The following is a 24,575-nucleotide window of genomic DNA, read 5'->3' as shown; positions in this document are numbered from 1 at the left end:
ATGCGGTTTGCTTCCATTCGGCACAATGATCGCGTCCTGCCGGCACTGATCGATCACTGCAAGGCTGTGCTTCTGGAGGATGTCGCTCCGGACGTCGTTGGCATCATTGAAATGGGCGCGCAAGGGCTGGCGGCCGCGAAGGCGGCGCTGGCCGATGCGTCACGCGCGCGCGTTGATGACTTTACCTTCGCTGCGCCGATTACGCGCTTCCGCCGTGACGTGTTGTGCTGCGGCTGGAACTACTGGGACCATTTCGAGGAAAGCAAGGGCAAACGCGAAGGCCAGGACGTCGACCGCCCCAAGGCGCCGACCTTCTTCACGAAGAGCCCTTCGACAGTCATCGGCCCCCGCGACCCAATCGCCTATGACCCAGGGATCTCCGCCAAATGGGATTATGAAGCCGAAATCGCTATTGTCATAGGCAAGGGCGGGCGCAGTATTCCACGCGCACAGGCGCTCGACCACATCTTCGGCATTACCTTGGCCAACGACGTCAGCCAGCGTGACTTGCAGCGCCGCCATGGCGGACAGTGGTTTAAAGGCAAAAGCATTGACGGCACGATGCCGCTCGGGCCGACCATCGTCACGCTGGACGAAATTCGCTTCGAGGACCTCTGGATCGAATGCCATCTCAACGGCCAACGCGTTCAACATGCGTCGACCAAGCAAATGGCTTTCCCTATAGACGAACTGATCGCCGAACTCTCGTTCGGCATGACGTTGTATCCCGGCGATGTGCTGCTCACGGGTACGCCGGCCGGCATCGGAAATGCTCGTGAGCCGCCGGTCTTCATGGGCGAGGGGGACCGCGTTGTAGTATCGGCGGACGGCATCGGAACATTGGACAACACACTCGTCCACTTGGACCTTCGCGGACAAAGTGACGTGTCGCTCGCCTGATACGCGCTTTTCGCAGTGGCGGCAGGTTGAGCGGCATCATTGGGAGCGTTCGACCATGAACACCAGCTTTGATTACATCGTCGTGGGTAGCGGTATCAACGCGCTCGTCTGTGCTGCCATGCTGGGCGGCAAAGGACAGCGCGTGCTGGTACTAGAACGCAATGACCGCATCGGCGGCTGCATGCGAAGCGACGAGATCACCGCGCCGGGCTTCGTCCACGATGTGATGGCAACGACCTTCATCCTGTTTGTTACTGGACCCGCCTATTCTGTGCTAGGACCGGACCTTGAGCGCCTCGGCGTCGAATTCTGCAACACCGATGTGCCGCATGCGGTGGTTCTACCCGACGGCCGACATCTGGTCATCCGGCGCAATCGGGATGACAATGTCCAGGCGCTGGACACGCTCGCTTCGGGCGATGGCGCCAATTATCGTCAGGACATGGAAGGAATCGAGAAAGATGCGGCTTTGCTGTTCGGCCTGCTGGGCGGGCGCCTGTGGAGCTTCGCGACACTCAAGCTGCTGCTGACGGAAGCCTGGCGGCGCGGGCCACTCGGACTCAAAGCCGTGATTGGCAATGCGCTGACGCCGGCCCGTTCCTGGCTCGAGTCGAGCTACCGCTCCGATGTCGCCAGGGCTCTGTGGGCCCCTTGGTCGCTTCATGCAGGCCTTGGTCCCGAGGATGCTTTTTCTGGCCAGATAGGCAAAGTGATCGGATTCTCGCTGGAGGCTGGCGGCTCGCCGATAGTCAAGGGCGGGGCGGGCAAGCTGCTCTCCGCCTTCTCGAAGTTGATCGCGGAGCGCAACGGAACGATCAGGACGCAGGCCGACGTGGTGAGCGTGATAAGGATGGGAGGTCGCACCACGGGAGTTCGCGTTGCCTCGGGCGCGGAGTTTTCCGCCGCGAAAGGCGTCATCTGCTCGATGACGCCGACCCAGCTGTATGAAAGGCTGCTTGGCGGCGCCCAAGTCATGAACGAGCCGGACGCGGTCGCGAACTATCGCCACGGCAAGGGCAACTTCCAGATGCACTATGCACTCGACCGGATGCCGGCCTGGAAGAACCCCGAACTGGCCAAGGCTGCGGTGGTGCATCTCACCGCCGGCATCGACGGGGTTTCCAAGGCTTGCAACGAAGCTTTGCGCGGCATGCTCCCGGAACTGCCGACGATCTGCGTTCAGCAACCGCATGCGCTTGACCCGTCGCGCTGTCCCCCAGGCAAGGCCATCTTGTGGCTGCAAATGCCGGAGGCGCCCCGCTTCGTCAAGGGCGATGCGGCCGGCCTGCTAGGTCCGCCGGAAGACCGACGGTGGACCGAGAGCCTGCGCGAGGCATATGCCGATCGGGTGGAGGCTATGCTTGCGGCGCATATCGACGGATTCCAGGAATCCGTAATCGCACGTCGAGCCTATTCGCCTGCAGATCTCGAGGCCATGAATATCAATCTGGTTGGCGGCGATCCCTACGGCGGCTCCTCCACCATCGACCAAGCGTTTCTGTGGCGGCCGTTCAAGCACAGCGTCAACCACAAGACCGATGTCGAAGGTCTCTATCTGATCGGAGCCTCGACTCATCCAGGATCCGGGCTGGGCGGGGGGTCCGGCTTCCTGCTCGCGCAGCATCTGACGGGATGACGCTCACGACTAGCCGCCAGGCATGGCCTGCCTTGAGACTGCTAGCGCCTGGTCGGCGGTCAGAGCATTGTCGGCTGTTCCGGCGATCAGCAGCTCCAGGATCTCTTGCTCGGTCGTATGGCGGATGTAGCGGTCCCGACGTTTTCTCCGCGCTTGAGCGCCATGACCCGATCACCGACCTCGAAGATGTCGGTCAGCCGATGCGAGATGGTGACCTGGGCCACGCCTTGGGCCTTGAGTTCCAGCATGGTCTTGAGCGGCTAGTCGGCTGCTGCTTGGACGCGTAACGGCGCCTGGGTCGATACCGACAACGGCCCCGGCTTCTGCTTCACCGACTTCTTCAACACCTCTTGAAGGTCGATGGCAAGTGGACAGTGGCCAGTGAAATGTTTTTAACGGACCATGTGTCGGTTTTCGGAGCCGCAAGCAAAAAAACCCAGCTAGATCAACGACCTGCTGGGTTATTAGATACATTCGAGTCGGTTTGTTCTATCGTCAAGCCATATGACACTCACATCTATGCTGCGCGCGCTGCCAACAGCGCGTGGAGAGCCTCCGGCTTCAGATGGGTGTAGCGCTTCAACATTTTCCAGTCCTTGTGCCCAGTTACCAGCGCAACTTGTTCGATTGTGAATCCGGCCTCGAAAAGTCGGCTTGTCCCTTCGTGCCGCAAGTCATGAAAATGAAGGTCGTGGATGCCCAGGGCAGCGCACCCTAAACGGAAGGCGGTGCCGACTGACCTATGATTGAATGGGAATATTCGATCATCGTCATTGCTTCGCTTGGCCAGTCGCTCCTCGACAATGGCCCATGCGTCGTACCCAGTTGCCGCGAACAAGGGTATGCGTTGATTGTTCCCGTTCTTGTTTCGCGGGTCTTTCCGGTCACGGATGAGAAGCATCCGCGTGCGAGATTCCAAATCGGACCAACGCGCCTTGCAGATTTCCTCCTGGCGCATCGCGGTTGCGATGGCGAAACGTATTATCTGACCAACCGGCGCTATTTGACGAGGATTTGCATCGAAGTGGGCGATGAGCCTGTCGAGTTCATCCTGAGTTGGCCTCCTGTCGCGCTGATTGCCCTTACCAACGAGGCCAAGCCTCTTCAGGGCAATACGCGCGAGATCAACCGGTTCGACCTTGACGGGCAGGCCGTGCACCGCAGCGGCATGAGCCAAAATGAGTCTTACAAAGCCGATGTCGATGCCGAGTGTCATCGGTCCGGCACCTTGGGCGGCCCGGTCGCGCCCAAAACGAATGAGCCGTTCGCGATCGAGAGCCGCGAGGTTGCACTTCCCCAGGTGTCTTTGGAGCATATCGAGAGCTGCGGCCTTGGAGCGGCGAGGGGACTTGCCTACATCGCACATGTCGTCGATATGAAGGTCGATGAGTTCACCGAAAGTTTTCAGGCGGGCTATACGGGACTTGGTCGGCGTCTCACCACGATCGACTTGGCGCTCGGCGTCGGTTGCCCAGCGCCGTGCGTCGTCTCGGCGCAGGAAGGTCTCGCTGACGTAGCGACCCTTGCGACGGACTTGGACACGCCAGGAACCGGACGAGAGTTTTGTGTAGGTGGCCATTCTTTCGTGTGCGCTCTGTGTGCACTGAGAGATCGAAACGTGGCGAAAAGGGTCGTATTCTGGCGTACTTCGTGTGCACTCGGCAGGTTCTAACGATTTGATGTTAAAGAAAAAATGCTGAAAAATCAAGAGCATAGATTGGCTATTGCACCCATGATGGACTGGACCGACCGGCATTGCCGGTTCTTTCATCGCCAGCTGACGCGCCGGGCGCTGCTCTACACCGAAATGGTGGTGGCGGACGCCGTCATCCATGGTGCGCGCGAGCGGCTGCTGGGCTTCGATGCCACCGAGCGTCCTGTCGCCTTGCAACTCGGCGGTTCCGATCCGCAAAAACTTGTCGAGGCGGCGCGCATCGGCGAGGCTTTTGGCTATGACGAGATCAACCTCAATGTCGGCTGCCCGTCCGACCGCGTCCAGTCGGGCACGTTCGGCGCCTGCCTGATGAAGGTGCCGGTTGTCGTTGCCGATTGCGTTGGCGCGATGAAGGCCGCGGTGAACACTCCGGTCACCGTCAAATGCCGCATCGGCGTCGATGAGCAGGATCCTGAAACCGCGCTCGACGCGCTGGCGGACGGTGTCTTCGCCGCCGGCGCGGACGCGCTTTGGGTGCATGCCCGCAAGGCGTGGCTGGAAGGCTTGAGCCCGAAGGAAAATCGCGACATCCCGCCGCTCGACTATGACAGGGTCTATCGCCTGAAGGCCAAAAAGCCGAACCAGTTCATCGGCATCAATGGCGGTATTCAATCGCTAGAAGAAGCCCTTCGCCACCTCGACCATGTCGATGGCGCCATGCTTGGCCGCGCCGCCTATCATACGCCCGGCATCCTGGCCGGTGTCGACGCCGCGGTTTATGGCGGCGAAGCCGGCGCCTTCGATTTTGCCGCGCTGATCGATGCGATGGCCGACTATGCGGCGCACCATATCGAGCAGGGTGGCCGGCTCGGTCATGTCACTCGGCACATGGTCGGCCTGTTCCATGGCCTGCCTGGTGCGCGCCGCTACCGACAGATCCTGTCGATCGACGCAACGAAACCTGGCGCGGGACCGGATGTGCTGAAGGCGGCCTTCGCCGCGGTTGATTTCGGCCGCATCGAACAGGCAGCCTGACGAAAGTCAGTCGCGCAAAATCATCCGGTCGCCGCGCACGTCGAAGCCAGACAGCGAGCCGATGAAGTTCATGCCGAGCAGGCTCTGGCCGAGCGCGCCGGGGGCGGCGACCATGACCGCCATGTCCTTGCGCACGATGTCGCCGATCGCCACCGTGTCAGTCCTGACGGAGGCGGCGCGCGCCATGCCATTGGCGGTCGAAACCGGTATGGTGAAGCTCAGCCTGTCCAGATCGAAACCGGCGGCGCGGGCATCCTCGGCGGTCAGCACGATGCTGGTCGCGCCGGTGTCGACCACGGTGCGGATTGCCGTGCCGTTGACCATGATGCGCGCCTCGAAATGGCCGCTGTCGGCCTTGTCGAGCGTCACTGTCGCGTGGCCGTCCTCGACGCCCAATGCCAGCGGGCTGCCGGGCACAAGGCCGGCCGTCACCCGGCTGGCGAAATCCTGCAATTCGTAGCGATACTGGTAGCCGGCAACCAGCGCCAGCACGATGACGCCCCAGGCGCCGAGATTGCGCGCCATGGCCCCGAGCGGCCTTCCGGATCGAATGAGGCCGGCGCTGATCAACGCGCCGAAGGCGCCAAGCCAGATCAGCCGGCTGAAATCGTTGTTTTCGATGCCAAAGGTGCTGCCGGCGGAATTGTTGAGCATGAGCAGGACCAGCCCGACGCCGATCGCTATCATCACGATCCAGAACAGCCGGTTCATGCGCGTTGCCGGATCATGAGAGGACGTCGCGCTCGCGCGCCATGCGGCCCCTGCGCGTTTCCCGGCGCGGTCGCCGCTCGACCGTTTCCAGCCTGGCGGGCAGTTCGGCCATCACGGTTCGGCGGCTTTCCGGCGTCATATCGATCCAGGCGCCGATTTCCTCGCGCGTACGACCGCAGCCGAAGCAGAAGCCGGTTTTCATGTCGATCGAGCAGACGAGGATGCACGGGGATTCGATGGCCGTCATGACTTTCTCTTGGGGGGTCCGTCTGGAATCCCTCGTTCCATCTCCACATGGTGCAACGGCAAAGCCAATGCAAGCCCTTCGGAATGCGCCGCCGGCAACCGCTTTCGCGCCAATGTCAGGGGAGGTTGTGCCGGCCGGGCAAGGCGGCTATGCCGCTGATCAATCCCAGGGGATGATCAGGACCGACATGACCAGCGCGCTGCCCTTCGACGATTTTCGCAATCTGCTGGCGAACCTGCCGTCGGCCGATACGGTCGCGCAGAACAGGGTGCGCACCCTGTTTGTCAAAGCCGACAAACCCAAAAATTCGCTCGGCCGCATCGAAGACATCGCCGCGTGGCTCGCCACCTGGAGCGGGCGCGCACCGCCGGCGGTGACAAGGCCGCTGGTGGCGGTCTTCGCCGGCAATCACGGCGTCACCCGGCACGGCATTTCGCCACGGCCGGTAGCGGCGACCGCCAATGCGGTCGAGCTTTGCGCGGCAGGCGGCGCTGCCGTCAACCAGATCTGCATCGCCAACGATCTTGGCCTAAAAGTCTTCGATCTCGCGCTGCACATTTCGACCGCCGACATCACCGAGGACGCAGCGCTCGACGAGCGCGGCTGCGCCGCCACCATGGCCTTCGGCATGGAAGCCATAGCCGGCGGCACCGATCTGCTTTGCCTTGGCGATCTCGGCGTCGGCAACTCGACTGTCGCTGCCGTTCTGTGTGCCGCGCTGTTTGGCGGCAGCGGCGCCGACTGGGTCGGGCCTGGTTCGGGCGCCGACGCGGCGATGCAGGCGCGCAAGGCCGCGATGGTCGACGCGGCACTTGCCTTTCACGGCGCCAGCCTCAGGGACCCGTTTGAAGCCTTGCGCCGGGTCGGCGGTCGCGAATTCGCGGCGATCGCCGGAGCCATTCTGGCCGCCCGGATGCAGAAGATCCCGGTGCTGATCGACGGCTTTGCGGCGACCGCCGCGGCCGCCGTGCTGCATGCCACCAACCCGGCTGCTCTCGACCATTGCCTGCTTGCAGGCCTGTCGCCGGAGCCCGGGCATAAGCGGGCGGCCGAACGGCTCGGCCTGCGCCCGCTGCTTGATCTCGGCATGAGCCATGGCGAAGGGGTGGGGGCGGCTCTTGCCGCGGGCCTGGTGAAAGCCGCCGCGCTCACCAGCTCGGGGATGGCAGCGGCCGTCAAAGCCTAGTGCAATCAGCGACGTCGCGCGGCGACCGCCTGGGTCGGCAGCGCCGGCAATTTCTCCATCACCCGGCTCGGCGGGAAAATGGCGATCGCCTCGGTGCCTTCGCGCAGTCTGGAATGGAGCTCGAATTCGCCGCCATGCATGGCCAGCAGGCCCTGCACGATCGGCAGCCCCAGCCCGGTGCCCTGTTCGGCACTCTTGATGGCGATCGAGCCCTGGCCGAAGGCGGAAAGCACGACCGGAATCTCGTCTTCCGGTATGCCTGGCCCATTGTCCTTGATCGAGATGTACTGTCCGCCACCGGCAGTCCAGCCGACGCGCACGCGGATTTCGCCGGCGGTTGCCGTGAATTTGATGGCGTTGGACAAAAGGTTGAGCGTGATCTGCCGCAGCGCGCGTTCGTCGGCGAACAGACGCGGCAGGGTGCTTTCGAAATCCTGGACGATGCGGATGTCCTTGTTGCGCGCCTTCAGCTCCATCATGTGGCAGCAATCCTCGACGATGGCGAGCAGCATCACCGGCTCCTCGTTGAGCTGGTAGCGCCCGGCTTCGATGCGCGACAAATCGAGGATCTCGTTGATCAGGTCGAGCAGATGCTGGCCGGACTCGTGCACGTCATGGGCGTAGTCGCGATAGGTCGGGTTGCTCATCGGTCCGAGCACCTCGTTGGCCATCACCTCGGAAAAGCCGAGAATGGCGTTGAGCGGCGTCCTGAGTTCGTGGCTCATCGAGGCCAGAAAACGCGACTTTGCCAGATTGGCGTCTTCAGCCCGCCGCCGTGCTTCGTCCGACATCGATTTCGCCGTCTCCACCTCGGCGATCAGCGCGTCCTTTTCGGAGCGGAACGACAAAAGCATCAGCGACGAGCGGTTGAGGTGGCTGGCGACATAGTCGAAGAACGGCAGGGCGGCGACGAGCAGCCCGACCATGATCGCCTCGACCGGCATCCACTGCTTGGCTCCGGAATAGGCATAGACCGCCACCGGAATGGCAAAGGTCGCCAGCAGCGCGCCGCGCAGCGACGACGCCATGATGGCGGTTGCCGCCATGGCAAGCAGCAGCACCACCGCCTTGACCACCTGGAACTGGTCGACCTGGCATGCGTCGCAGCCGAGCCAGGCGAACCAGGCCCAACCGAGGCCGCACAGCGAATGGCCGATGAGCAAATCCCTTCGCGTTTGCAATGGGTTGAGCTCGGAAGCTTCAGTGCGTTCGATGCGCCGCGCCATGAACACGACGACGGTGTAGCAGATGAGCGTGAACAGTGCCCAGACGCCGATCTGCTTGCTGTCCATGCCGGCAAACAGCCCAGCCGCCGCGATCGCCAGCACAAGCAAAGGGATGGCAATTGCGCCGCCCACCATGGCGCGCGCGTGCAGCTTCAGCAGTTCGCGGTCGAAATCGGGATTGCCGGCCTGCTGCGAGAGACGGTCGCGCGTCTTGCGCACCGCGCGCGCCACATCGCTGTTGCGATGGGGTTTCCTGCGGTCCACAATGAATTTATCCGCTGTGTTCGAGCGTAGCAAAGGCATGGAAATTTCAATTCATACGCGCAGCGATTTCAAATTCTTAAGCTACGTTCGAATGATTAAGAGACTGTTTGCCATATGAGCCGTTCGTGGTCGCAAAGGCCTCGCCGGCGATACAATCCGCCGCCGCCGCGCAGCCTGTGGCGCAGACTGGTGGATTACGGGTTGACGATCATCCTTCTCGGCCTGCTGATCCTGCTTGCGGCGCGTCTTGACCGGGTCGAGACGCGCAAGGCGCAAGGTGCGGCAATCGTCAACGACGGCGATTCGATCACGCTCGGCTCCGAGCGCATCCGCATGCGTGGCATCGACGCCCCGGAATATCAGCAGATCTGCCGCAAGGACGGCGCTGACTATCCCTGCGGCAAGCTCGCGCGCCAGTCGCTGGTGCGGCTGATATCAGGCAAACCCGTCTCCTGCAGCGGCTGGCAACGCGACCGCTATGGCCGGCTGCTTGGCGACTGCAAGGCCGACGGCAAGGATCTCAACCGCGCCCAGGTCGAGGCGGGATGGGCGGTCGCCTATGGCGATTTCGAGACCGAGGAAGCCGGTGCCCGCGCCGGCAAGGCCGGCATCTGGGCAGGCACCTTCGACGAGCCGCAGGACTGGCGCCAAACCCACCATGACGGGCCGGTCGAAAGAAAGCATGGCACGCTGGCTTCGATCGGCGATGCGCTGCGCGAGATTTTTCGCTTCTGGTGATACTCAACGCATCGCTGAGCGCCCTATAGTCGCGGAAGAGATCGAGGAGGATGGGAATGAAGCTGTTCGACGGTGGCCGCGCGCCCAATCCGAGGCGGGTCAGGGTTTTCCTCGCCGAAAAGGGGCTGGAGGTTCCGCTGGTGCCTGTCGACATGGGTGCGATGGGACACAGGCAGGAGCCGGTCAGTTCGCGCAATCCGCTGCGGCGCCTGCCGGTGCTCGAACTCGACGACGGCACCATCATCACCGAATCCGTCGCCATCTGCCGCTATTTCGAAGAGTTGCATCCCCAGCCCGCTCTGTTCGGGGAGGGCGCGCTCGGCAAGGCGCAGGTCGAGATGTGGCAAAGGCGTATGGAGTTCAATCTGCTGAGCTGCGTCGCGCAGGCCTTTCGCCACATCCATCCGGCGATGAAGGAATGGGAAATCCCGCAAATCCCCGAATGGGGTGAGGCCAACAAGCCAAAGGCGCTCGAATTCCTGAAGCTCCTCGACGCCGAGCTGGCAAACCGCGAGTTCGCCGCCGGCGACTTCTATTCGATCGCCGACATCACCGGGCTGATCGCCATCGATTTCATGAAGCCGGCGCGCATCAAGGTGCCTGAGGAGTGTACCAACGTGCTGCGTTGGCACGGCGCGATCTCCAGCCGGCCGAGCGCTGCTGCCTGAGATGGAGGCCAAACTCGAACGCCTGACTGCAAAGGTCCGCGCCTGCCGCATCTGCGTCGACAGTCCGGTTGGCCGGCCGCTGCCGCACGAGCCGCGTCCCGTGCTGCTGCCGTCATCCAGCGCCCGCATCCTCATCGCCGGCCAGGCGCCGGGCACCAAGGTGCACATCTCGGGCATGCCGTTCACCGACGCCTCTGGCGACCGCTTGCGCAGCTGGCTCGGCGTCAGCGCGGAAGAATTCTACGACACGGAAAATTTCGCCATCGTGCCGATGGGGTTCTGCTTTCCCGGCCAGGACGCCAAGGGCGCCGACCTGCCGCCGCGCCGCGAATGTGCACCGGCCTGGCGCGCGCCGCTGATGGCGCTGATGCCGTGCATCGATCTCGTGCTGACGATCGGCCTCTATGCGCAATCCTGGCATATGGGCACTGCGCGCCGGTCCTCGCTGACCGAGACGGTGCAGGATTGGCGCGCCGTCTGGGATGCGCCGAGCAGCCCGAAAGTGCTGCCGCTGCCGCATCCGTCCTGGCGCAACAGCGGCTGGCTGAAGAAGAATCCGTGGTTTGAAATGGATTTGCTGCCGTTTCTGAGATCGGAAATCCGCTATCGCATCGGTTGACCACTCAGCAAGAAATCACTCGCTTTTGTGCCATCCGGCAGAATTTATTTCTTGTGAATGGCCGGGATAAGGCGGAATATAGCCAAACTATTCCTCAGGAGCACCTAATGGACCGCCTTGACAGAAAAATTCTCCGCCTCCTGCAGGAGGACGCGACGCTCGCGGTCGCCGATGTCGCCAAGAAAGTCGGTCTGTCGACCACGCCCTGCTGGCGGCGCATCCAGAAGCTCGAGGAAGAGGGCGTCATCAAGCGGCGCGTCGCCATTCTCGACCATGAAAAGGTCAATGTGCGCGTCACCGTCTTCGTGTCGATTCGCACCAATTCGCATAGCCATGAATGGCTGCGCCGCTTTTCCGAGGTCGTCCAGGAATTTCCCGAAGTGGTCGAATTCTACCGCATGAGCGGCGACGTCGACTATCTCTTGCGCGTGGTCGTCCCCGACATCGCCGCCTACGATGCCTTCTACAAGCGGCTGATCGCCAAGATCGAAATCCGCGACGTGTCGTCGTCCTTCGCCATGGAGCAGATCAAGTACACGACCGAAATGCCGCTGGACTACATGGTTCTGGACAAGGAATCGGGCGCCAACGCGGCTTGAGGCCCGTCGCCCTTCGTTCAGGCCCCGTCACAAGGGCGACCAGTGCTAGGCTAGTTGGTAAGGCTATTCCTGTCGGAGCGTAGTCTCCTGTAGAGGTTTAGTAATACGCTAATCGCAATATTAATTGCAAAGTAAACTATGCTCGCATAGATAAAATGCCTTAGTGAGAGGCCGGCAAAAACATAGACGAATAGAAAATAAAACAAAGCACAGCGCCCAAACCATACGAAAATGTTGGGGCTGTATATTTTGTTGAGGGTCTGAAGCATGCAGCTATGGTTGGCTTGTCGGTCAAGGTCGACCGCTGATGAGTGTGGCCAAATGTATCCTTGTCTATTCGTATTTGCAACGTAGCCGACGTCGCTCCGGATGAAGGGGAGCGCCAGTTGGACCGCAAAATTCCCCGCTTAGTTCTTCTTTTTGTTGAGGAAACTCCAGGGCGAATTCACCGGCAGGGTGATCGTGTCCGGCACCGTGTCGACGCTCGTCACCTCGGCCTTGCGCACGGTGTAGCCCGACTGGATGACGCTGGCGCCGTCGAGGATGAACAGCTGGCTTTTTTCCAGGCCCGGCTGCAGCGCACCGGTGACGGAAACCGGCTGGTAGGCCTCCGACATCCTGTAGGGGCGGGCAGGCGTGACCAGCACGATCTGGTTGGGCGGCGGTGTCGGCATGTGGCTGCACGCACCCGTCCACGGCACCAGCAGGAACTGATAGACAAGGTCGCCATCGCGGTCGACCGGCAGTGCATAGCCGGCCAACTCAACGGTCTTGTTCTGCAGATTGAGCGACAGCGTCTCGCCATGGTCGGGCATTTTGGCCGCGATCATCGGCAGGCCGACGCTTTCGGCGGCGACCTGGCTTGCCGGGCGCAGATCCTTCCAGAAGATGTGCGCGGTCTCGGCCGAGGCGTTGGCAGCCGCAATAGACACAAACAAAACGACCACGAGCGCCGTGGTCGATTTGAGACGGTTGATCATTGGCCGCTCCCTTTGCCGTGGAGTAAAGCCGTCGCCGCCAAGGGCGTCAACGCTCGAGCCGCATCACATGTCGGCGAGCACCGGCCATGCCGGTCTCGTGAAAGCCACGCGCCAGGAACATGTCGCTAAAGCCCATGAAACGGTAGCTCGGCGACGCTTGCTCGACCGGGTAGGCCTCGATCGTCCTGGCGCCCTTGGCGAAAGCATGATCGATGGCCGCATCGAGCAGTCCAGCCGCCAGTCCGCCGCCGCGCAAGGCTCGGGGCACATAGAAGCAGACGATCGACCAGACGCCAGTCTCGGCATCGTCCTGTTGCGGCGACAGCTTGCGATAGGTCTCGCGCGGCGCGACCGAGCACCAGCCGACGGTCTGGCCTTCCAGCTCGGCGACAATGCCGACGGGCGTGCCGGCCTCGACCAGCGCCATCATCATGCGTTTCTTTTCATCGTTCTGGATGTGCTCGCGGCTGGAGTGGCGCCAGGCCATGCACCAGCAATACTTAGGTCCACCCGGGGCTTCGAACAGGCTTTCGAAATCGGCGCGCGTTTCCCGTGTTACCTCGGCAAAACGGACTTTTGCCAGATCAGCCTTTTTTGGCGATCCGCTCGAGCGTCTTGGCATTGGTCAGTTCCCGCACGGCGTCCTTGCCGATCCAGCGCGCCGTCTTGTCGCTCGACTGCGCCAGCCGCTCTGCGACGGCAAGCGCAGCGCCATGCATTTCCATCGATCGCTTGCCGAGCGAACGAAGCGCCCAGTTCACGGCCTTCTTCACGAAATTGCGGCCGTCGGTGGCATGCGCTTCAATGACCGGGAGGAAGCCGAGAAAGGTCGCTATTGGCTCTTTCTTCCGGTGAACGACCGACCAGGCCATCATGGCAAAGGCCGTGCGCCGAACGAACTCCCGCTCGTCCGCCGCGAATTCGTCGATCAGTTCCTTCCAACACTCCGCGTCGACAAAGAGATCGGAGACGCCATCGACGATATCCCAGGAATCGAACGACGCCGCCCATTGCCGCGCGTCGGCGGCAGTGAACAGCTTCGGGTCGGCGGTGACGGAAGCGATGAACTGCGCCTCCATGATCCCGGTCTGCCAAAGCGCGAAGGCACGTTCGTGGTTGCGCTTGATCTTCTTGGCAATCTGCCGCTGCATGCCATGCGAAATGCCGAGCGCACGTTCGATCTTGATGCCGTAGCGCAGCATGCCCTGGCGATTGTCCTCCGAACCAATCGAGCGCAGATGCGCGACGATCTCATCGGCACTGGATTGGGGCGAAAGCTCGGCCACGGCGAACCTTATTTTTCCAGACGGGCCAGCAGCGAAGAGGTATCCCAGCGCTTGCCGCCCATCGCCTGCACATCCTTGTAGAACTGGTCGACAAGTGCGGTCACCGGCAGCTTGGCGCCGTTGCGGTCGGCCTCGGTGAGGCAGATGCCGAGGTCCTTGCGCATCCAGTCGACGGCGAAGCCGAAATCATATTTGCCGGCATTCATCGTCTTGTGCCGGTTCTCCATCTGCCACGAGCCGGCGGCACCCTTGGAAATCACCTCGATGACCTTTTCGATGTCGAGCCCGGCCTTCTTGCCGAAATGGATGCCTTCGGCCAGTCCCTGGACGAGGCCGGCGATGGTGATCTGGTTGATCATCTTGGTGAGCTGGCCCGAACCGGCCGGCCCCATCAGCCCGACCATGCGGGCGAAGGCATCGATGACCGGCCTGGCCGTGTCGAAGGCCTCTTGGTCGCCACCGACCATCACCGTCAGCACGCCGTTTTCGGCACCGGCCTGGCCACCGGAGACCGGCGCGTCGAGGAACGAAAAGCCGCGCACGTCGGCCTTCTCCGCCAGTTCGCGCGCGACTTCGGCCGACGCCGTGGTGTTGTCGATATAGATCGCGCCCTTCTTCATCGAGCTGAAGGCGCCTTGCGGCCCTGTCGTCACCGAGCGCAGATCGTCGTCATTGCCGACGCAGGAGAAGACGAAATCCTTGCCGTCGGCGGCTTCGGCCGGGGTCGTGGCAAGGCTGCCGCCATGTTGGCCAACCCATTGCTCGGCCTTTGCCGTCGTGCGGTTGTAGACGGTGACGTCGTGGCCGCCCTTGTTCTTAAGATGCCCGGCCATCGGATAACCCATGACGCCAAGACCGAGAAATGCCACCGATGCCATAGTTCTACCTTCCGACGGGAATTTGATCGCCCGAACGTCTAGGCCATGCGGCGAATTCGTCAAGCCGCCGCGGCATCAGGATTGCGTGGTGCAGCCGCAGGACAAACCGCTCAGCGCTTCAGATGTATGGTGATCCGCCGCTCGATCCATTCGATCGCGTGCCGCAATATCTCGACCATGACGAGATAAACGAGGGCAACCCAGATATAGGCCTGGATGTCGAAGGTGCGCGCATAGGTCAGCTTGGCCATGCCCATCAGATCGTAGACGGTGATGATGGCGACGATGGCGGACGCTTTGACCATCAGGATGAGCTCGTTGCCGTACGGCCTGAGCGCGACGATCAGCGCCTGGGGCAGGATGACCTTGCGCAGCGTCTGCAACTTGTGCAGGCCAAGCGAAGCGGCACCTTCCCATTGGCCTTTTGGCACGCTTTCAATCGCGCCGCGCAGGATCTCGGCCTGATAGGCGGCGGTGTTGAGCGCGAAAGCAAAGACGCCGCAGTTGAACGCTTCGCGGAAGAAGCCCCAGAGCCCGACCATTTCGAGCTGTGGCTTGAACGAGCCTACGCCGTAGTAGACCAGAAAGGTCTGGACCAGCAGCGGCGTGCCGCGGAAGAAATAGACATAACCGTAGGCCAGGCTGGAGAGAATCCGGTTACTCGACATGCGCGCATAGGCGACCGGCAGGGACAGGATGGCACCCGACACCATCGATATGGCTACCAGGGCCAGAGTGACACCGAGGCCTTGCACGTAGCTCGGCGCATATTTCGCGAAAAGCTCGCCATTCCAGGCCAGGACCAGGTAGGCGACGATGCCGACGCCGAAAGCGATCCACATGCAAACCAGCGCATAGCCGGCAATGCGCGTACGCGGCCAGCCGCGTGTACGCGGAGGGGGCCGTTCGACGATGGCCACGGAACTCATCGCTGTGCCTCCCGCTTGCCCAAAGACCGCAATATGGCATTGGTGCCGAACGACGACACGATGGCCAGTCCAAGGAACACCAGCGAGGCCACGCCGTAAAACAGGAATGTGTGCTTGGTGACCTTCGCGGCCACATTGGCGGCACGAAGCGTCTCGGCCAGGCCGACCACCGACACCAGAGACGTATCCTTGAGCAGGCTGAGCCAGCAATTTTCGAGGCCCGGAAACGCGATGCGGAGCAATTGCGGCAAGATCACTTTGCGCATTGTTTGCCAGTTCGACAGGCCGATGGCGTAGCCGCCTTCATATTGGCCCTTCGGGATGGCGCGGAACGCCGAGAGGAAAACCTCGCTGGCATAGGACGAGAAGATGAGGGCAAGCACGATCATGCCGGCAACGAAGCCGTTAACGTCGACCGTTGAGCCGGGGTAAATCAGCCTGATCAGATATTGCAGGATCAGCGGCGCGCCGAAGAAGAACAGGAACAGCGTCACCAGCTCCGGCAAGCCGCGGAAGATCGTCGTGTAGATGTTGGCGGCCAGGCGCAGCGACGGTTCTTCGGACTGTTTGGCAAACGCCACGAAGAAGCCGATCGTCAGACCGATGGGAAGCGTGGCCAGCGCCAGAAGAACGGTGACAATGGCACCATAGGCGATGTCGTCAAGCCAGCCATCGGGTCCCCAACTGAGAAGCGTCCATACGCTCTGCATCCGCTCGCCTGTTCTCCCGCATCTGCGCTTTTGAGAGCCACGCCGCGCCACCCCTCGTGCCCGGCGTGTCCTTGCAAGAACGGCGGGGTTATCCCGCCGTTCTCTTGATCAGAAAGCCGCGATCAAGAATCGCCGCCATAGACGTCGAACTTGAAGTACTTGTCGTTGATTTCCTTGTACTTTCCGTTGGCGCGGATGGCGTCGATGGCGGCGTTGAACTGGTTGACCAAATCGGTCTCGCCCTTGCGCACCGCGATGCCGGCACCCGGACCGTGGATCTTGACGTCAGGTTTGATCGCACCGACCAGCTTGCAGCAGGCGCCGTCCGGCGAGTCCAGCCATTGCTGCAAAACGACGATGTCGTCATTGGCAGCATCGAGGCGGCCATTGGCCAGGTCGAGCTGGTATTCCTGCGCTGTCGGATAGGGCTTGATCGTGCTGTCAGTGTAGGTCGCGGTCGCATAGTTGAAGTGCGTGGTCGAAGCCTGCACGCCGACAGTCTTGCCAGCCAGGTCTTCCTTGGTCACGCCCTTGATGTCGCTGTCCTTGGGCGCGACGATCGCCGGCGGCGTGTTGTAGTATTTGTGGGTGAAGTCGACCTTCTCCGCACGTTCCGCGGTGATCGACATCGAAGCGATGATGGCGTCGAACTTGCCGGCCTGCAGCGCCGGGATGATGCCGTCCCAATCCTGCGCGACGAAGGTGCACTTGACCTTCATCTCGTCGCAAAGCGCCTTGGCGATGTCGATGTCGAAGCCAACGAGCTGGCCGTCGGCGGTCAGGTTGTTGAATGGGGGGTAGGCGCCTTCGGTGCCGATCCGCAGGGTCTTCTCCTGGGCCTGGGCTACGCCGAGCGTCAGCAGCGCAGCCGATGCGGCGAGCGCGATACGCAGTGCAATACGCATGATAGTCCTCTCTTTATGGTCCCGGCCGTGGTTCCGTACGGCTCTGTGGGGCGGTGCTTTTGACCGCCCGCTGATCGGGATACTCCCACTCTTTCCGGGAAAAAAGCAACTGTAAAACCACCGCGATCGGCAAAGCTATTCTGCCGCTGCGTCACGGCTCAAGTAACGAGACCAGTCGTACGCTCGATGAAGTCGGCTATCGATTTCGTATCGTCGAGATCGAACACCGGCAGGCTTTCGCCGGGAACCGCAAAGTCGGCGGCGATGGCGACGATATGCGGGTCGCTTGCCGACAGCGGCGCCCGATCGCTGGCCTCCAGCCGTCGCGTTTCGATCTTGCTGTGCGCTTCGCGCTTGTAGCCTTCGACCAGCACGATGTCGCACAGTGCCAACCGCGACAGGATCGCCTCCAGCGTCGGCTCGTCCTCGCCGCGCAGTTCGTGCATCAGCGCCCAGCGCTTGCCGGAGACGATCGCGACTTCCGTGGCGCCTGCCTGCCGATGGCGAAAGCTGTCGGCGCCGGGCTTGTCGATGTCGAAATCATGATGCGCGTGCTTGACCGTCGACACCTTCCAACCGCGCCGCACAAGCTCGGCGACCAGTTTTTCCGTCAGTGTCGTCTTGCCGGAATTCTTCCAGCCGGTAATGCCAAAAACGCGTCTGTTCATGGGCTTATGCTTTGCAGCAGCCATTCGGCTTCGGCAAGGTCGTCCGGCGTGTTGATGTTGAAGAACGGGTCGATCTCATGCCCGCCGGCTGCAAACATCGGAAACTCCACCTCGACAAAATCATGCCGGTCGATGAAGGCGGAAACCCGCCGGTTGTTCTCGTCGACCAGGAAGCGCCGCAAGGCAGCGCCTAGGCTTAGCGGCCAGAGCGCGAAGGTCGGATGCTGCTTGCCGCCTGAACGGGCGACGGCAATCGAACCCGGACGCTCTTCAGCTGCAGCCATCAGCCGTTCGACCAGATTGTTTGGCAGGAAAGGCGTGTCGCCGGCGGCCGTCACCAGTGACTGGCAGGCCCTATTCGCGGCGGCCCATTCGAGCCCGGTCAATATCCCGGCAAGCGGTCCGGCAAAGCCTGTCACCGTGTCGGCGAGCACCGGAAATGCGACTTGAGCAAACCGCGACGGGTCGCCATTGGCGCTGAGGGCCAAAGGCCCGACCTGCAGCGCAAAACGCGCAACGACGTGGTCCAGCACGCTGCCGCCGCCAAGGGCTAGCAGGCTCTTGTCGCCGCCACCCATGCGCCTGGACTGGCCGCCGGCCAGAATGATCCCTGCAATGTCTTGGCTCATCGGCCTGTACGCCAGCCCCAAAATCAGAACGCTTTCAAACCGCCCTCGACGGTTGGCCTTATATGCCGTCCGGCGCCATATCCGGTCCAGCGCTTTCAGCGGCGGTCTTTTGCCGGCCGACGACGCGCTCGCGGTAGAGCGCGTAAAGGCCGGAGCCAATGATGATCGTGGCGCCGAGGATCATCGGCAGGTCGGGGAGGTCGCCAAAGATGAACAGCCCTAGCAGGATCGACCACAGCAGGGCGGTGTAGCGGAACGGTGCGATGAAGGAGATATCGCCCACCCGCATCGCCATGATGATGAACTGGTAGCCGATCAGCACCAGCACCGCCGCCAGTGCCAGCAGCGCCGTGCTTTTTGCCGTCATCGGTGTCCAGCCACCCATCGGTGACAGCAATGCCGCGCCCAGCACCGTCATGGCAAGCGCGGTGGCGGTCGACACCAGCAATGTCGGAATGGCTTGCGGTATTCGCTTGGTGGCGAGGTCGCGCACCGCACAGCAGGCGACACTGGTCAGCGCCAGCAGCGAATAGACGCTGAACCCCTCAAACCCAGGCCGCACGATGATCAGCACGCCGGCAAAACCAACAGCGATGGCCAGCCAGCGGCGCCAGCCGACACCTTCGTTGAACACCAGTGCCGCGCCCATCGTCACCGCCAGCGGCAACGCCTGCAGCACGGCCGAGACATTGGCGATCGGCAAATGGGCAAGGGCGACGAGGAAGGCCACGGTGGCGCCGGCCTCGCCGATGACGCGGATCGCCACCATCGGCTGCAGCATCGAGCCCGGCCGGGCCAGCGCCCCGCGCTGCCAGGCGAGCAGGCCGACGAACAGCGACGCAAAGGCGCCGCGGATAAGCATGACCTGCGCCATGTTCATCGATTCCGACGAGAATTTGGTGATGGCGTCGTTGAGGGTGAAGCCAACCATCGCCACGATCATGAACAGCGCGCCGCGAAGGTTTGGGGAAAGAGGCAAGGGCGTTACCGGTTTTGGGTTGGATCAAGCCTGTAACAGCCGGTTTCCAAACAGCAACGCCAAAGGACTGGGCCACAGCTTTTCGGTGTGGCCCGCGCTATTCGCCGGACAGGCCGTGAGATGACGACCGCGGGCTGGAGTGGCAGCGTTTATTTCTTCGGTGTCAGCACTTCGGTGCCGTTGCCGTCCTTGCCGGCGATCGTCCACAGGCCGTGCAGCGAACCGTCTTCCTGCACCTTGTAGACGACGAGGCCGATTTCCTTGCCCATCACATAGCCGGCGGAAAAGGCGTCATCATTGCGCATGCAGATGCCGTCCGAGGACGATCCGCCAGTCTCCCAATGAATCGTGCAGGTCGTCTCGCTGGTCAGCGTGATCGTGGCTTCGCCGCCATAGGCCGATCCGTCGAAATTGGTGCCGGCGACAGTGTAGGTGCCGCCGATCGACTGGGCTGCCGCCGGGACAGTCGCGAGACCGAGCAATGCGAGAGAAAGAATGAGTTTGCGCATGGTATTCCCCCTGTGAGCGACGATTCCGCCGCGCGGAAAGCTAGGCCGGAACATGCTGGCGGTAAATCAGGCAACGCCTGCGGACGAGACTTTTTCTGGGGTGTTACCGAAAATGCTCATGGCCCTTTGAGGCTGCCGGCGATCGGCCCGACCAGAGGGTCATATTTCGATTTCAAGGCAGGCGGGTAGTCGATCCAGACAGTGCGGATGATGCCATCCTTGCCGAACAGGCGGCGCTCGTAAAAGATGTTTTTGTCCTTGAAGCCCGACAGCACCGCCCAGTCCTTGCCGGTCTTGCTGTAGGTGATCGTGTAGCCCGGCTCCTTGCTGGCTTTCTCGGCTGCGACAAAGCCTTTCGGGGTGTCATCGTCAGCGTTGTAAATGCCCGAGCAGGTCAGGCTGGCGCCGTCGGCGCTGAGCCATACCTGTCCGTCGCCATTCTCCGGTTCGGGCTGGCGATCGGTGAAGACCTCGTCGGGAAAGGTGCAGACGGTGCCAAAGCGCTCGTTGACATAGGTGAATGGCGCGGCAACAGCCGTGGTCGTTGCGATCACGGCAGCTAACGCCAGGGTCGGGAAAAGACGTTTCATGCCATGCCTCCAGCCAATGACAGAGGCGATCTTGCACGAGATCGGCGAGAAAATCAGCCGCCGGTAACGCTCATATGCCTGGACACCGAGGGGCGGCTGGTGCGGCGGTCGATGATGAAATCATGGCCTTTCGGCTTGCGGCCGATGGCTTCGTCTATGGCGTCAGCGACGAGTTCGTTGCCTTCGGAGGCACGCAGCGGTGCGCGCAAATCGGCGGCGTCCTCCTGGCCGAGGCACATATAGAGCGTGCCGGTGCAGGTCAGGCGGACGCGGTTGCAGCTTTCGCAGAAATTATGCGTCATCGGCGTGATGAAGCCGAGCCGCCCGCCGGTCTCGGCCACCTGGACATAGCGGGCCGGGCCGCCGGTCTTGTAGGGGATGTCGGTCAGCGTGAACTGGCGCTCCAGCGAGGCGCGCAGCAGCGACAGCGGCAGATACTGGTCGGTGCGGTCGGCGTCGATCTCGCCCATCGGCATGGTTTCGATGACCGTCAGATCCATGCCGCGGCCATGCGCCCAGCGCATCATCTCGGGCAATTCGGCGTCGTTGAAGTCCTTCAGCGCCACTGCGTTGAGCTTGATCTGCAGCCCCGCCGCCTGCGCCGCATCGATGCCTTCCATGACCTTGCCGAGATGGCCCCAACGGGTGATCTTGTGGAACTTGTCGGCGTCGAGCGTGTCCAGCGAGACGTTGATGCGCTTGACCCCGCAATCGGCGAGCTCTGCGGCAAAGCGCGAAAGCTGCGAACCATTGGTGGTCAGCGTCAGTTCTTCCAGCGCGCCGCTCTTCAGATGCCGCGAAATCTGACGCACCAGATGCATGATGTTCTTGCGCACCAGCGGCTCGCCGCCGGTTAGGCGCAGCTTGCGCACGCCCTTTTCGATGAAGACGGTACAGAGCCGGTCGAGTTCCTCCAGCGACAGCAGGTCCTTCTTGGGCAGGAAGGCCATATCCTCGGCCATGCAATAGGTGCAGCGGAAATCGCAGCGGTCGGTGACCGACACGCGCAAGTAGCTGATTGTGCGACCAAATGGGTCGATCATGTTCATGCTATGCGTTTCCCGTGGCCGCGAACGGCATCGTTATATACCGCTATGTGATACGATCCGGCTTCGCATTCAAGATAGCGGCTCTCGATCTTTGGTAACATTCCCTGGCCGACATGGCATGTCGGTTGCCCCTAAAGCGCCTTTTCCCGCCGCGCGAAGCAGCGTAGGGAAGGGCGGATCGATGCGGGGTCTACCATCATGACGGCACCAAAGGAACTCAGGGTCTCGAAGGACAGAAAACTGCTTTCCGTCACCTTTCCTGATCACCGGCCGTTCGAACTGCCGGCAGAGCTGCTGCGCGTTGCCTCGCCCTCGGCCGAAGTGCAGGGCCATTCGCCCGAACAGCGCGTGACCGTTCCCGGCAAACGCAACGTTGCCATCCTGAAGATCGAGCCGGTCGGCAACTACGCCGTGCGCATCACCTTCGACGATTTCCACGACACCGGCATCTTCACCTGGAACTACCTGCATACGCTGGGTCACGAGAAGGAGGCACGCTGGAATGCCTATCTCGCAGAGCTGCAGGAAAAGGGCTTGAGCCGCGACCGCTAGTTTCTCACCCCGCCGCTGTCGTCAAAACGTCACGGACAGGGAGTAGCGGCGGATATTCGGAGACGAAAAAGATGTCCGCCATCACCACGGTCGAACAGCTCGAAGCCCTCTATGGCCTGCCCGGCGAAGCGTCGGTGGTCAAGGAACTCGACCACGTCATTCCCGAATATGCCGCCTTCATCGAGGCCTCGCCCTTTGTCGCGCTCGCAACCAGCGGGCCGGAGGGGCTGGACTGTTCGCCGCGTGGCGATCTCGCCGGCTTCGTGCGCATCCATGATCCGAAGACGCTGATGATGCCGGACCGGCGCGGCAACAACCGTGCCGATTCGCTAAAAAACATCATCAGGGATTCACGTGTCGGCCTGCTGTTCCTGGTGCCGGGCTCCGGCACCACTCTGCGCGTCAACGGCCGCGCCCATATCACCACCGACGCGGCGCTGTGCGCGTCGTTCACCGTCGAAGGCAAGGCGGCGCGCTCGGTCACCGTCGTCGATGTCGATACGGTCTATTTCCAGTGCGCCCGCGCCATCGTCCGCTCGGAACTGTGGAACCCGGCAAAGCATGTCGATCCGAAATCGCTGCCGACGCCAGGACAAATCCTGGAAGTCACCAGCCGCAAGAACATCGACGGCGAGGCCTATGATAAGGAATGGCCGGAGCGGGCGAAGAAGACGATGTGGTGAGCGGGTCGCTCTTCTGGGAATGGGAACTTTGCCGCGGCGCTATTGCCCCAACTTGACGAACAGAACCGTCCCTATTTTCTTTCCCAACTGCGCGACGATCATGGTGTCGTTCGAGGCCCAGGTGAACGGCTGCTGGCCGCAACAGACGGTTGGGAAGAATCCTCCGCCGATGAGCAACCGGTCCGGCTTGCCGGGCGCCTCGGCGAGAAACAGGCCCCCCGGCATAGCGGCGTTGGTTCTGTCATAGGTGATATAGGCCAGCGCCGACCCTTTCGGCGACCATCCCACCCCTACGACGTTCTGGACACGATCGACCGGCAAGATCTCGCCACTGGCAAGATCGATGATCTTTGCATCGACGCCGCTGGCGCTTCGCCCGAGCAGCAGGAGGAATTTCCCGTCGGCCGAAAAAGCCAGCCCGGCCGGCTGGCCGGTGTCACGCATCGCGGCGATGCGCTTCGGCGTTGCTTCGCCGAGGGTCAGCAGATAGATGCCGGCTCTATCGGCATCGTCCTTATCCGCCACGCTATAGGCGGCTTGCTTGCCATCCGCCGAGACCGTCATCGCCCAAACCCGAAAGCCAGGTTTGGAGGCAATTTCGAACGCAAGGTGAGGGTCGCCGCCACTGGCTTCGATCGTCATCAGGCTCGTCGAACCACCTTGCTTGATCCCTCCCTCGGGGATCGCGTAGCGGACGAAGGCGATTGTGTCGCTGTCGATCCAATGGGTCAGCACATCCAGGTTCGCCGGCCCTTGGCCTTTGAGAAAGCCGCCCTCGAAATTGTCCTCGGTCAGGTTCTTGACGGCAAATGTCGCCGGATCGAAAAGCCGGATGTCCGTATCGCGGAAGGCCTGCAATCCGTAAAAATATGTCGGCATCAGCAACTGGCTGCCCGCAGGTGACCAGAACATATCAGCCGCTTCGCCCGGGCGGTTTTCAGGTGTGGATTGCGCGCAGGCGATTTTTGCCCAGGATCCGATCTGGGACGGCGCCAGCAGACAGAACTCGTCGCCGTTGAGATGCAGCACCCGGCTGCCATCCGGCGACAGCAGTGCCGCCTTCTGGCTCGCACTGGTCCACATATTCTCGATCACCTTGGCGTCGAGGACGCGATATCCAGCGTAGTCCTGTGCGGTCGCACGACCGCTTAAAGCCGCAGACATGCCAAGCACAAGCATGGAAAAATTGCGCAGTGTCGGCGTCATGTCGATCAGCCCTCAGACGAAACGCAAGAATCCCCTAAAGTTTTGATTTTTTCAACAGCCCGCCGAACAGTAGAGCGGTCACGCTTCCTTCAGCACGTCGGCAATCCTGCGCATCTGCTCGCCGATCATGTCGCATTGCTCCGGCGTCGACTGGCTCATCGCCTTCTCGATCAACGCCATGTGGACCTTCAGCGCCTGCATCAGGAGTTCCGTGCCGGCTTCGGTCAAGGTCAGCCGCAGCACGCGCTTGTCCTTCTCGTCGCCTTCGCGGCGCAGCAGGCCGCGGCTCTCAAGCTGCGGCAGCAACATGGTGATGTTGGAGCGCCCGACCAGCAGGCGGCGGGCGAGATCGTGCTGCGACATGCCGGGGTGGCGATACAGGTTCATCAGCACGTCGAGTTGCGCCGGCTTCAGGTCAAGCGGCGCCAGTCTTACCGCCAGCGCCCGTTCCACCGCATGGCAGGCGCGCGCCACCGCGACCCAGTTGCGAAAACGCGGGTTGTCCCAGGGCAGGTCTTGCTTAATGTTCATGTTTGAAC

Annotated in this window: 29 protein-coding genes and 1 pseudogene; 10 read left to right on the top strand and 20 right to left on the bottom strand. The window is 62.1% G+C overall.

Going from position 1 to position 24,575, the window contains the following annotated elements:
- On the top strand, positions 1-900 hold the full coding sequence (locus AC1DXU_RS13465; protein WP_477369148.1) for a fumarylacetoacetate hydrolase family protein: 900 nt from the start codon (positions 1-3) through the stop codon (positions 898-900).
- Between the two features lie 55 nt (positions 901-955).
- Positions 956-2,536 carry a phytoene desaturase family protein gene (locus AC1DXU_RS13460; RefSeq protein WP_477369146.1) on the top strand — a complete coding sequence of 527 codons (1,581 nt, stop codon included), beginning with the start codon at positions 956-958 and terminating at the stop codon, positions 2,534-2,536.
- A gap of 9 nt (positions 2,537-2,545) precedes the next feature.
- Here AC1DXU_RS13460 and AC1DXU_RS13455 read toward each other — a convergent pair.
- Positions 2,546-2,793: pseudogene (locus AC1DXU_RS13455) on the bottom strand (sugar ABC transporter ATP-binding protein); the annotation flags it as partial.
- Positions 2,794-3,053: 260 nt separating this feature from the next.
- Positions 3,054-4,115: a site-specific integrase gene (locus tag AC1DXU_RS13450; protein ID WP_477369144.1), complete on the bottom strand. Its 1,062-nt coding sequence runs from the start codon at positions 4,113-4,115 to the stop codon at positions 3,054-3,056.
- A gap of 114 nt (positions 4,116-4,229) precedes the next feature.
- Between AC1DXU_RS13450 and dusA the strand changes: the two genes are divergently transcribed.
- Positions 4,230-5,225 (top strand): tRNA dihydrouridine(20/20a) synthase DusA, encoded by a 996-nt coding sequence (gene dusA, locus AC1DXU_RS13445; protein ID WP_477369142.1) that lies wholly within the window; start codon positions 4,230-4,232, stop codon positions 5,223-5,225.
- Between the two features lie 6 nt (positions 5,226-5,231).
- Here the strand turns inward: dusA and AC1DXU_RS13440 are convergent, their stop codons facing one another.
- Both AC1DXU_RS13440 and AC1DXU_RS13435 read right to left on the bottom strand, forming a co-directional pair.
- Complete coding sequence (locus tag AC1DXU_RS13440; protein ID WP_477369141.1) at positions 5,232-5,936, bottom strand: TIGR02281 family clan AA aspartic protease; 705 nt, start codon at positions 5,934-5,936, stop codon at positions 5,232-5,234.
- Between the two features lie 13 nt (positions 5,937-5,949).
- Positions 5,950-6,183, bottom strand: a complete 234-nt coding sequence (locus AC1DXU_RS13435) for a DUF1289 domain-containing protein (protein ID WP_477314940.1) — start codon at positions 6,181-6,183, stop codon at positions 5,950-5,952.
- A 187-nt stretch (positions 6,184-6,370) separates the two neighbouring features.
- Between AC1DXU_RS13435 and AC1DXU_RS13430 the strand changes: the two genes are divergently transcribed.
- On the top strand, positions 6,371-7,369 hold the full coding sequence (locus tag AC1DXU_RS13430) for a nicotinate-nucleotide--dimethylbenzimidazole phosphoribosyltransferase (RefSeq protein WP_477370339.1): 999 nt from the start codon (positions 6,371-6,373) through the stop codon (positions 7,367-7,369).
- 5 nt (positions 7,370-7,374) lie between these two features.
- On the opposite strand, the gene AC1DXU_RS13425 is transcribed toward AC1DXU_RS13430, so the two are convergent.
- Entirely contained in the window at positions 7,375-8,898 is a 1,524-nt protein-coding gene (locus AC1DXU_RS13425) for a sensor histidine kinase (RefSeq protein ID WP_477369139.1), read from the bottom strand.
- 75 nt (positions 8,899-8,973) lie between these two features.
- Here AC1DXU_RS13425 and AC1DXU_RS13420 point away from each other — a divergent pair, with 75 nt between their 5' ends.
- The 4 genes from AC1DXU_RS13420 (at position 8,974) to AC1DXU_RS13405 (ending at position 11,483) form a co-directional block, all read left to right on the top strand.
- Positions 8,974-9,597, top strand: a complete 624-nt coding sequence (locus AC1DXU_RS13420) for a thermonuclease family protein (RefSeq protein ID WP_477369137.1) — start codon at positions 8,974-8,976, stop codon at positions 9,595-9,597.
- Between the two features lie 56 nt (positions 9,598-9,653).
- Complete coding sequence (locus tag AC1DXU_RS13415; protein WP_477369135.1) at positions 9,654-10,265, top strand: glutathione S-transferase; 612 nt, start codon at positions 9,654-9,656, stop codon at positions 10,263-10,265.
- Between the two features lies 1 nt (position 10,266).
- A complete protein-coding gene (locus AC1DXU_RS13410; protein WP_477369133.1) occupies positions 10,267-10,884 on the top strand; it encodes a uracil-DNA glycosylase family protein in 618 nt (205 codons plus the stop codon).
- Between the two features lie 107 nt (positions 10,885-10,991).
- On the top strand, positions 10,992-11,483 hold the full coding sequence (locus AC1DXU_RS13405; RefSeq protein ID WP_477247033.1) for an Lrp/AsnC family transcriptional regulator: 492 nt from the start codon (positions 10,992-10,994) through the stop codon (positions 11,481-11,483).
- Positions 11,484-11,890: 407 nt separating this feature from the next.
- On the opposite strand, the gene AC1DXU_RS13400 is transcribed toward AC1DXU_RS13405, so the two are convergent.
- From AC1DXU_RS13400 to moaA, 13 genes are all read right to left on the bottom strand, one after another.
- Positions 11,891-12,463: a DUF3299 domain-containing protein gene (locus tag AC1DXU_RS13400; protein WP_477314928.1), complete on the bottom strand. Its 573-nt coding sequence runs from the start codon at positions 12,461-12,463 to the stop codon at positions 11,891-11,893.
- A gap of 46 nt (positions 12,464-12,509) precedes the next feature.
- Complete coding sequence (locus tag AC1DXU_RS13395) at positions 12,510-12,950, bottom strand: N-acetyltransferase family protein (RefSeq protein ID WP_477369131.1); 441 nt, start codon at positions 12,948-12,950, stop codon at positions 12,510-12,512.
- A 97-nt stretch (positions 12,951-13,047) separates the two neighbouring features.
- Positions 13,048-13,749, bottom strand: a complete 702-nt coding sequence (locus AC1DXU_RS13390; RefSeq protein ID WP_477369129.1) for a DNA alkylation repair protein — start codon at positions 13,747-13,749, stop codon at positions 13,048-13,050.
- An 8-nt stretch (positions 13,750-13,757) separates the two neighbouring features.
- Positions 13,758-14,627, bottom strand: coding sequence for an NAD(P)-dependent oxidoreductase (locus AC1DXU_RS13385; protein WP_477369127.1), 870 nt, complete (start codon positions 14,625-14,627; stop codon positions 13,758-13,760).
- 110 nt (positions 14,628-14,737) lie between these two features.
- Positions 14,738-15,556: an ABC transporter permease gene (locus AC1DXU_RS13380; RefSeq protein ID WP_477369125.1), complete on the bottom strand. Its 819-nt coding sequence runs from the start codon at positions 15,554-15,556 to the stop codon at positions 14,738-14,740.
- A complete protein-coding gene (locus AC1DXU_RS13375; RefSeq protein WP_477314918.1) occupies positions 15,553-16,266 on the bottom strand; it encodes an ABC transporter permease in 714 nt (237 codons plus the stop codon). Before AC1DXU_RS13375 ends, AC1DXU_RS13380 begins: the two co-directional genes overlap by 4 nt.
- A 122-nt stretch (positions 16,267-16,388) precedes the next feature.
- Positions 16,389-17,171, bottom strand: coding sequence for an ABC transporter substrate-binding protein (locus AC1DXU_RS13370; RefSeq protein ID WP_477314916.1), 783 nt, complete (start codon positions 17,169-17,171; stop codon positions 16,389-16,391).
- A 158-nt stretch (positions 17,172-17,329) separates the two neighbouring features.
- On the bottom strand, positions 17,330-17,839 hold the full coding sequence (gene mobB, locus AC1DXU_RS13365) for a molybdopterin-guanine dinucleotide biosynthesis protein B (protein ID WP_477369123.1): 510 nt from the start codon (positions 17,837-17,839) through the stop codon (positions 17,330-17,332).
- The gene (gene mobA, locus AC1DXU_RS13360; protein WP_477369121.1) at positions 17,836-18,468 is read right to left on the bottom strand and encodes a molybdenum cofactor guanylyltransferase MobA; all 633 of its coding nucleotides are present in this window, start codon (positions 18,466-18,468) and stop codon (positions 17,836-17,838) included. Before mobA ends, mobB begins: the two co-directional genes overlap by 4 nt.
- Before the next feature lie 58 nt (positions 18,469-18,526).
- A complete protein-coding gene (locus AC1DXU_RS13355) occupies positions 18,527-19,447 on the bottom strand; it encodes a DMT family transporter (protein WP_477369119.1) in 921 nt (306 codons plus the stop codon).
- A 149-nt stretch (positions 19,448-19,596) separates the two neighbouring features.
- Positions 19,597-19,956: a hypothetical protein gene (locus AC1DXU_RS13350; RefSeq protein ID WP_477369117.1), complete on the bottom strand. Its 360-nt coding sequence runs from the start codon at positions 19,954-19,956 to the stop codon at positions 19,597-19,599.
- A gap of 116 nt (positions 19,957-20,072) precedes the next feature.
- Complete coding sequence (locus AC1DXU_RS13345; protein ID WP_477369114.1) at positions 20,073-20,546, bottom strand: hypothetical protein; 474 nt, start codon at positions 20,544-20,546, stop codon at positions 20,073-20,075.
- A gap of 53 nt (positions 20,547-20,599) precedes the next feature.
- On the bottom strand, positions 20,600-21,595 hold the full coding sequence (gene moaA / locus AC1DXU_RS13340) for a GTP 3',8-cyclase MoaA (protein WP_477369112.1): 996 nt from the start codon (positions 21,593-21,595) through the stop codon (positions 20,600-20,602).
- Positions 21,596-21,793: 198 nt separating this feature from the next.
- Between moaA and AC1DXU_RS13335 the strand changes: the two genes are divergently transcribed.
- Positions 21,794-22,147, top strand: a complete 354-nt coding sequence (locus tag AC1DXU_RS13335) for a gamma-butyrobetaine hydroxylase family protein (protein WP_477369110.1) — start codon at positions 21,794-21,796, stop codon at positions 22,145-22,147.
- 71 nt (positions 22,148-22,218) lie between these two features.
- Positions 22,219-22,830 (top strand): pyridoxamine 5'-phosphate oxidase family protein, encoded by a 612-nt coding sequence (locus AC1DXU_RS13330; protein WP_477369108.1) that lies wholly within the window; start codon positions 22,219-22,221, stop codon positions 22,828-22,830.
- Between the two features lie 39 nt (positions 22,831-22,869).
- On the opposite strand, the gene AC1DXU_RS13325 is transcribed toward AC1DXU_RS13330, so the two are convergent.
- Positions 22,870-23,859, bottom strand: coding sequence for a TolB family protein (locus tag AC1DXU_RS13325; RefSeq protein WP_477369106.1), 990 nt, complete (start codon positions 23,857-23,859; stop codon positions 22,870-22,872).
- A 255-nt stretch (positions 23,860-24,114) separates the two neighbouring features.
- Entirely contained in the window at positions 24,115-24,567 is a 453-nt protein-coding gene (locus tag AC1DXU_RS13320) for a MarR family winged helix-turn-helix transcriptional regulator (protein ID WP_477369104.1), read from the bottom strand.
- Positions 24,568-24,575: the final 8 nt, after the last annotated feature.

This window comes from Mesorhizobium sp. P3_A10 (genome assembly GCF_056403175.1).
The sequence above is the reverse complement of the archived record's forward strand: the minus strand, read 5'-3'. Positions and strand labels throughout refer to the sequence as shown.

Bases quoted from the DNA above. Each gene is read 5' to 3' on its own strand.
- AC1DXU_RS13465 (WP_477369148.1), top strand. From the start codon at position 1: ATGCGGTTTGCTTCCATTCGGCACAATGATCGCGTCCTGCCGGCACTG.
- AC1DXU_RS13460 (WP_477369146.1), top strand. From the start codon at position 956: ATGAACACCAGCTTTGATTACATCGTCGTGGGTAGCGGTATCAACGCG.
- AC1DXU_RS13450 (WP_477369144.1), bottom strand. From the start codon at position 4,115: ATGGCCACCTACACAAAACTCTCGTCCGGTTCCTGGCGTGTCCAAGTC.
- dusA (WP_477369142.1), top strand. From the start codon at position 4,230: ATGCTGAAAAATCAAGAGCATAGATTGGCTATTGCACCCATGATGGAC.
- AC1DXU_RS13440 (WP_477369141.1), bottom strand. From the start codon at position 5,936: ATGAACCGGCTGTTCTGGATCGTGATGATAGCGATCGGCGTCGGGCTG.
- AC1DXU_RS13435 (WP_477314940.1), bottom strand. From the start codon at position 6,183: ATGACGGCCATCGAATCCCCGTGCATCCTCGTCTGCTCGATCGACATG.
- AC1DXU_RS13430 (WP_477370339.1), top strand. From the start codon at position 6,371: ATGACCAGCGCGCTGCCCTTCGACGATTTTCGCAATCTGCTGGCGAAC.
- AC1DXU_RS13425 (WP_477369139.1), bottom strand. From the start codon at position 8,898: ATGCCTTTGCTACGCTCGAACACAGCGGATAAATTCATTGTGGACCGC.
- AC1DXU_RS13420 (WP_477369137.1), top strand. From the start codon at position 8,974: ATGAGCCGTTCGTGGTCGCAAAGGCCTCGCCGGCGATACAATCCGCCG.
- AC1DXU_RS13415 (WP_477369135.1), top strand. From the start codon at position 9,654: ATGAAGCTGTTCGACGGTGGCCGCGCGCCCAATCCGAGGCGGGTCAGG.
- AC1DXU_RS13410 (WP_477369133.1), top strand. From the start codon at position 10,267: ATGGAGGCCAAACTCGAACGCCTGACTGCAAAGGTCCGCGCCTGCCGC.
- AC1DXU_RS13405 (WP_477247033.1), top strand. From the start codon at position 10,992: ATGGACCGCCTTGACAGAAAAATTCTCCGCCTCCTGCAGGAGGACGCG.
- AC1DXU_RS13400 (WP_477314928.1), bottom strand. From the start codon at position 12,463: ATGATCAACCGTCTCAAATCGACCACGGCGCTCGTGGTCGTTTTGTTT.
- AC1DXU_RS13395 (WP_477369131.1), bottom strand. From the start codon at position 12,950: ATGGCCTGGCGCCACTCCAGCCGCGAGCACATCCAGAACGATGAAAAG.
- AC1DXU_RS13385 (WP_477369127.1), bottom strand. From the start codon at position 14,627: ATGGCATCGGTGGCATTTCTCGGTCTTGGCGTCATGGGTTATCCGATG.
- AC1DXU_RS13380 (WP_477369125.1), bottom strand. From the start codon at position 15,556: ATGAGTTCCGTGGCCATCGTCGAACGGCCCCCTCCGCGTACACGCGGC.
- AC1DXU_RS13375 (WP_477314918.1), bottom strand. From the start codon at position 16,266: ATGCAGAGCGTATGGACGCTTCTCAGTTGGGGACCCGATGGCTGGCTT.
- AC1DXU_RS13370 (WP_477314916.1), bottom strand. From the start codon at position 17,171: ATGCGTATTGCACTGCGTATCGCGCTCGCCGCATCGGCTGCGCTGCTG.
- mobB (WP_477369123.1), bottom strand. From the start codon at position 17,839: ATGAACAGACGCGTTTTTGGCATTACCGGCTGGAAGAATTCCGGCAAG.
- mobA (WP_477369121.1), bottom strand. From the start codon at position 18,468: ATGAGCCAAGACATTGCAGGGATCATTCTGGCCGGCGGCCAGTCCAGG.
- AC1DXU_RS13350 (WP_477369117.1), bottom strand. From the start codon at position 19,956: ATGCGCAAACTCATTCTTTCTCTCGCATTGCTCGGTCTCGCGACTGTC.
- AC1DXU_RS13345 (WP_477369114.1), bottom strand. From the start codon at position 20,546: ATGAAACGTCTTTTCCCGACCCTGGCGTTAGCTGCCGTGATCGCAACG.
- moaA (WP_477369112.1), bottom strand. From the start codon at position 21,595: ATGAACATGATCGACCCATTTGGTCGCACAATCAGCTACTTGCGCGTG.
- AC1DXU_RS13335 (WP_477369110.1), top strand. From the start codon at position 21,794: ATGACGGCACCAAAGGAACTCAGGGTCTCGAAGGACAGAAAACTGCTT.
- AC1DXU_RS13330 (WP_477369108.1), top strand. From the start codon at position 22,219: ATGTCCGCCATCACCACGGTCGAACAGCTCGAAGCCCTCTATGGCCTG.
- AC1DXU_RS13320 (WP_477369104.1), bottom strand. From the start codon at position 24,567: ATGAACATTAAGCAAGACCTGCCCTGGGACAACCCGCGTTTTCGCAAC.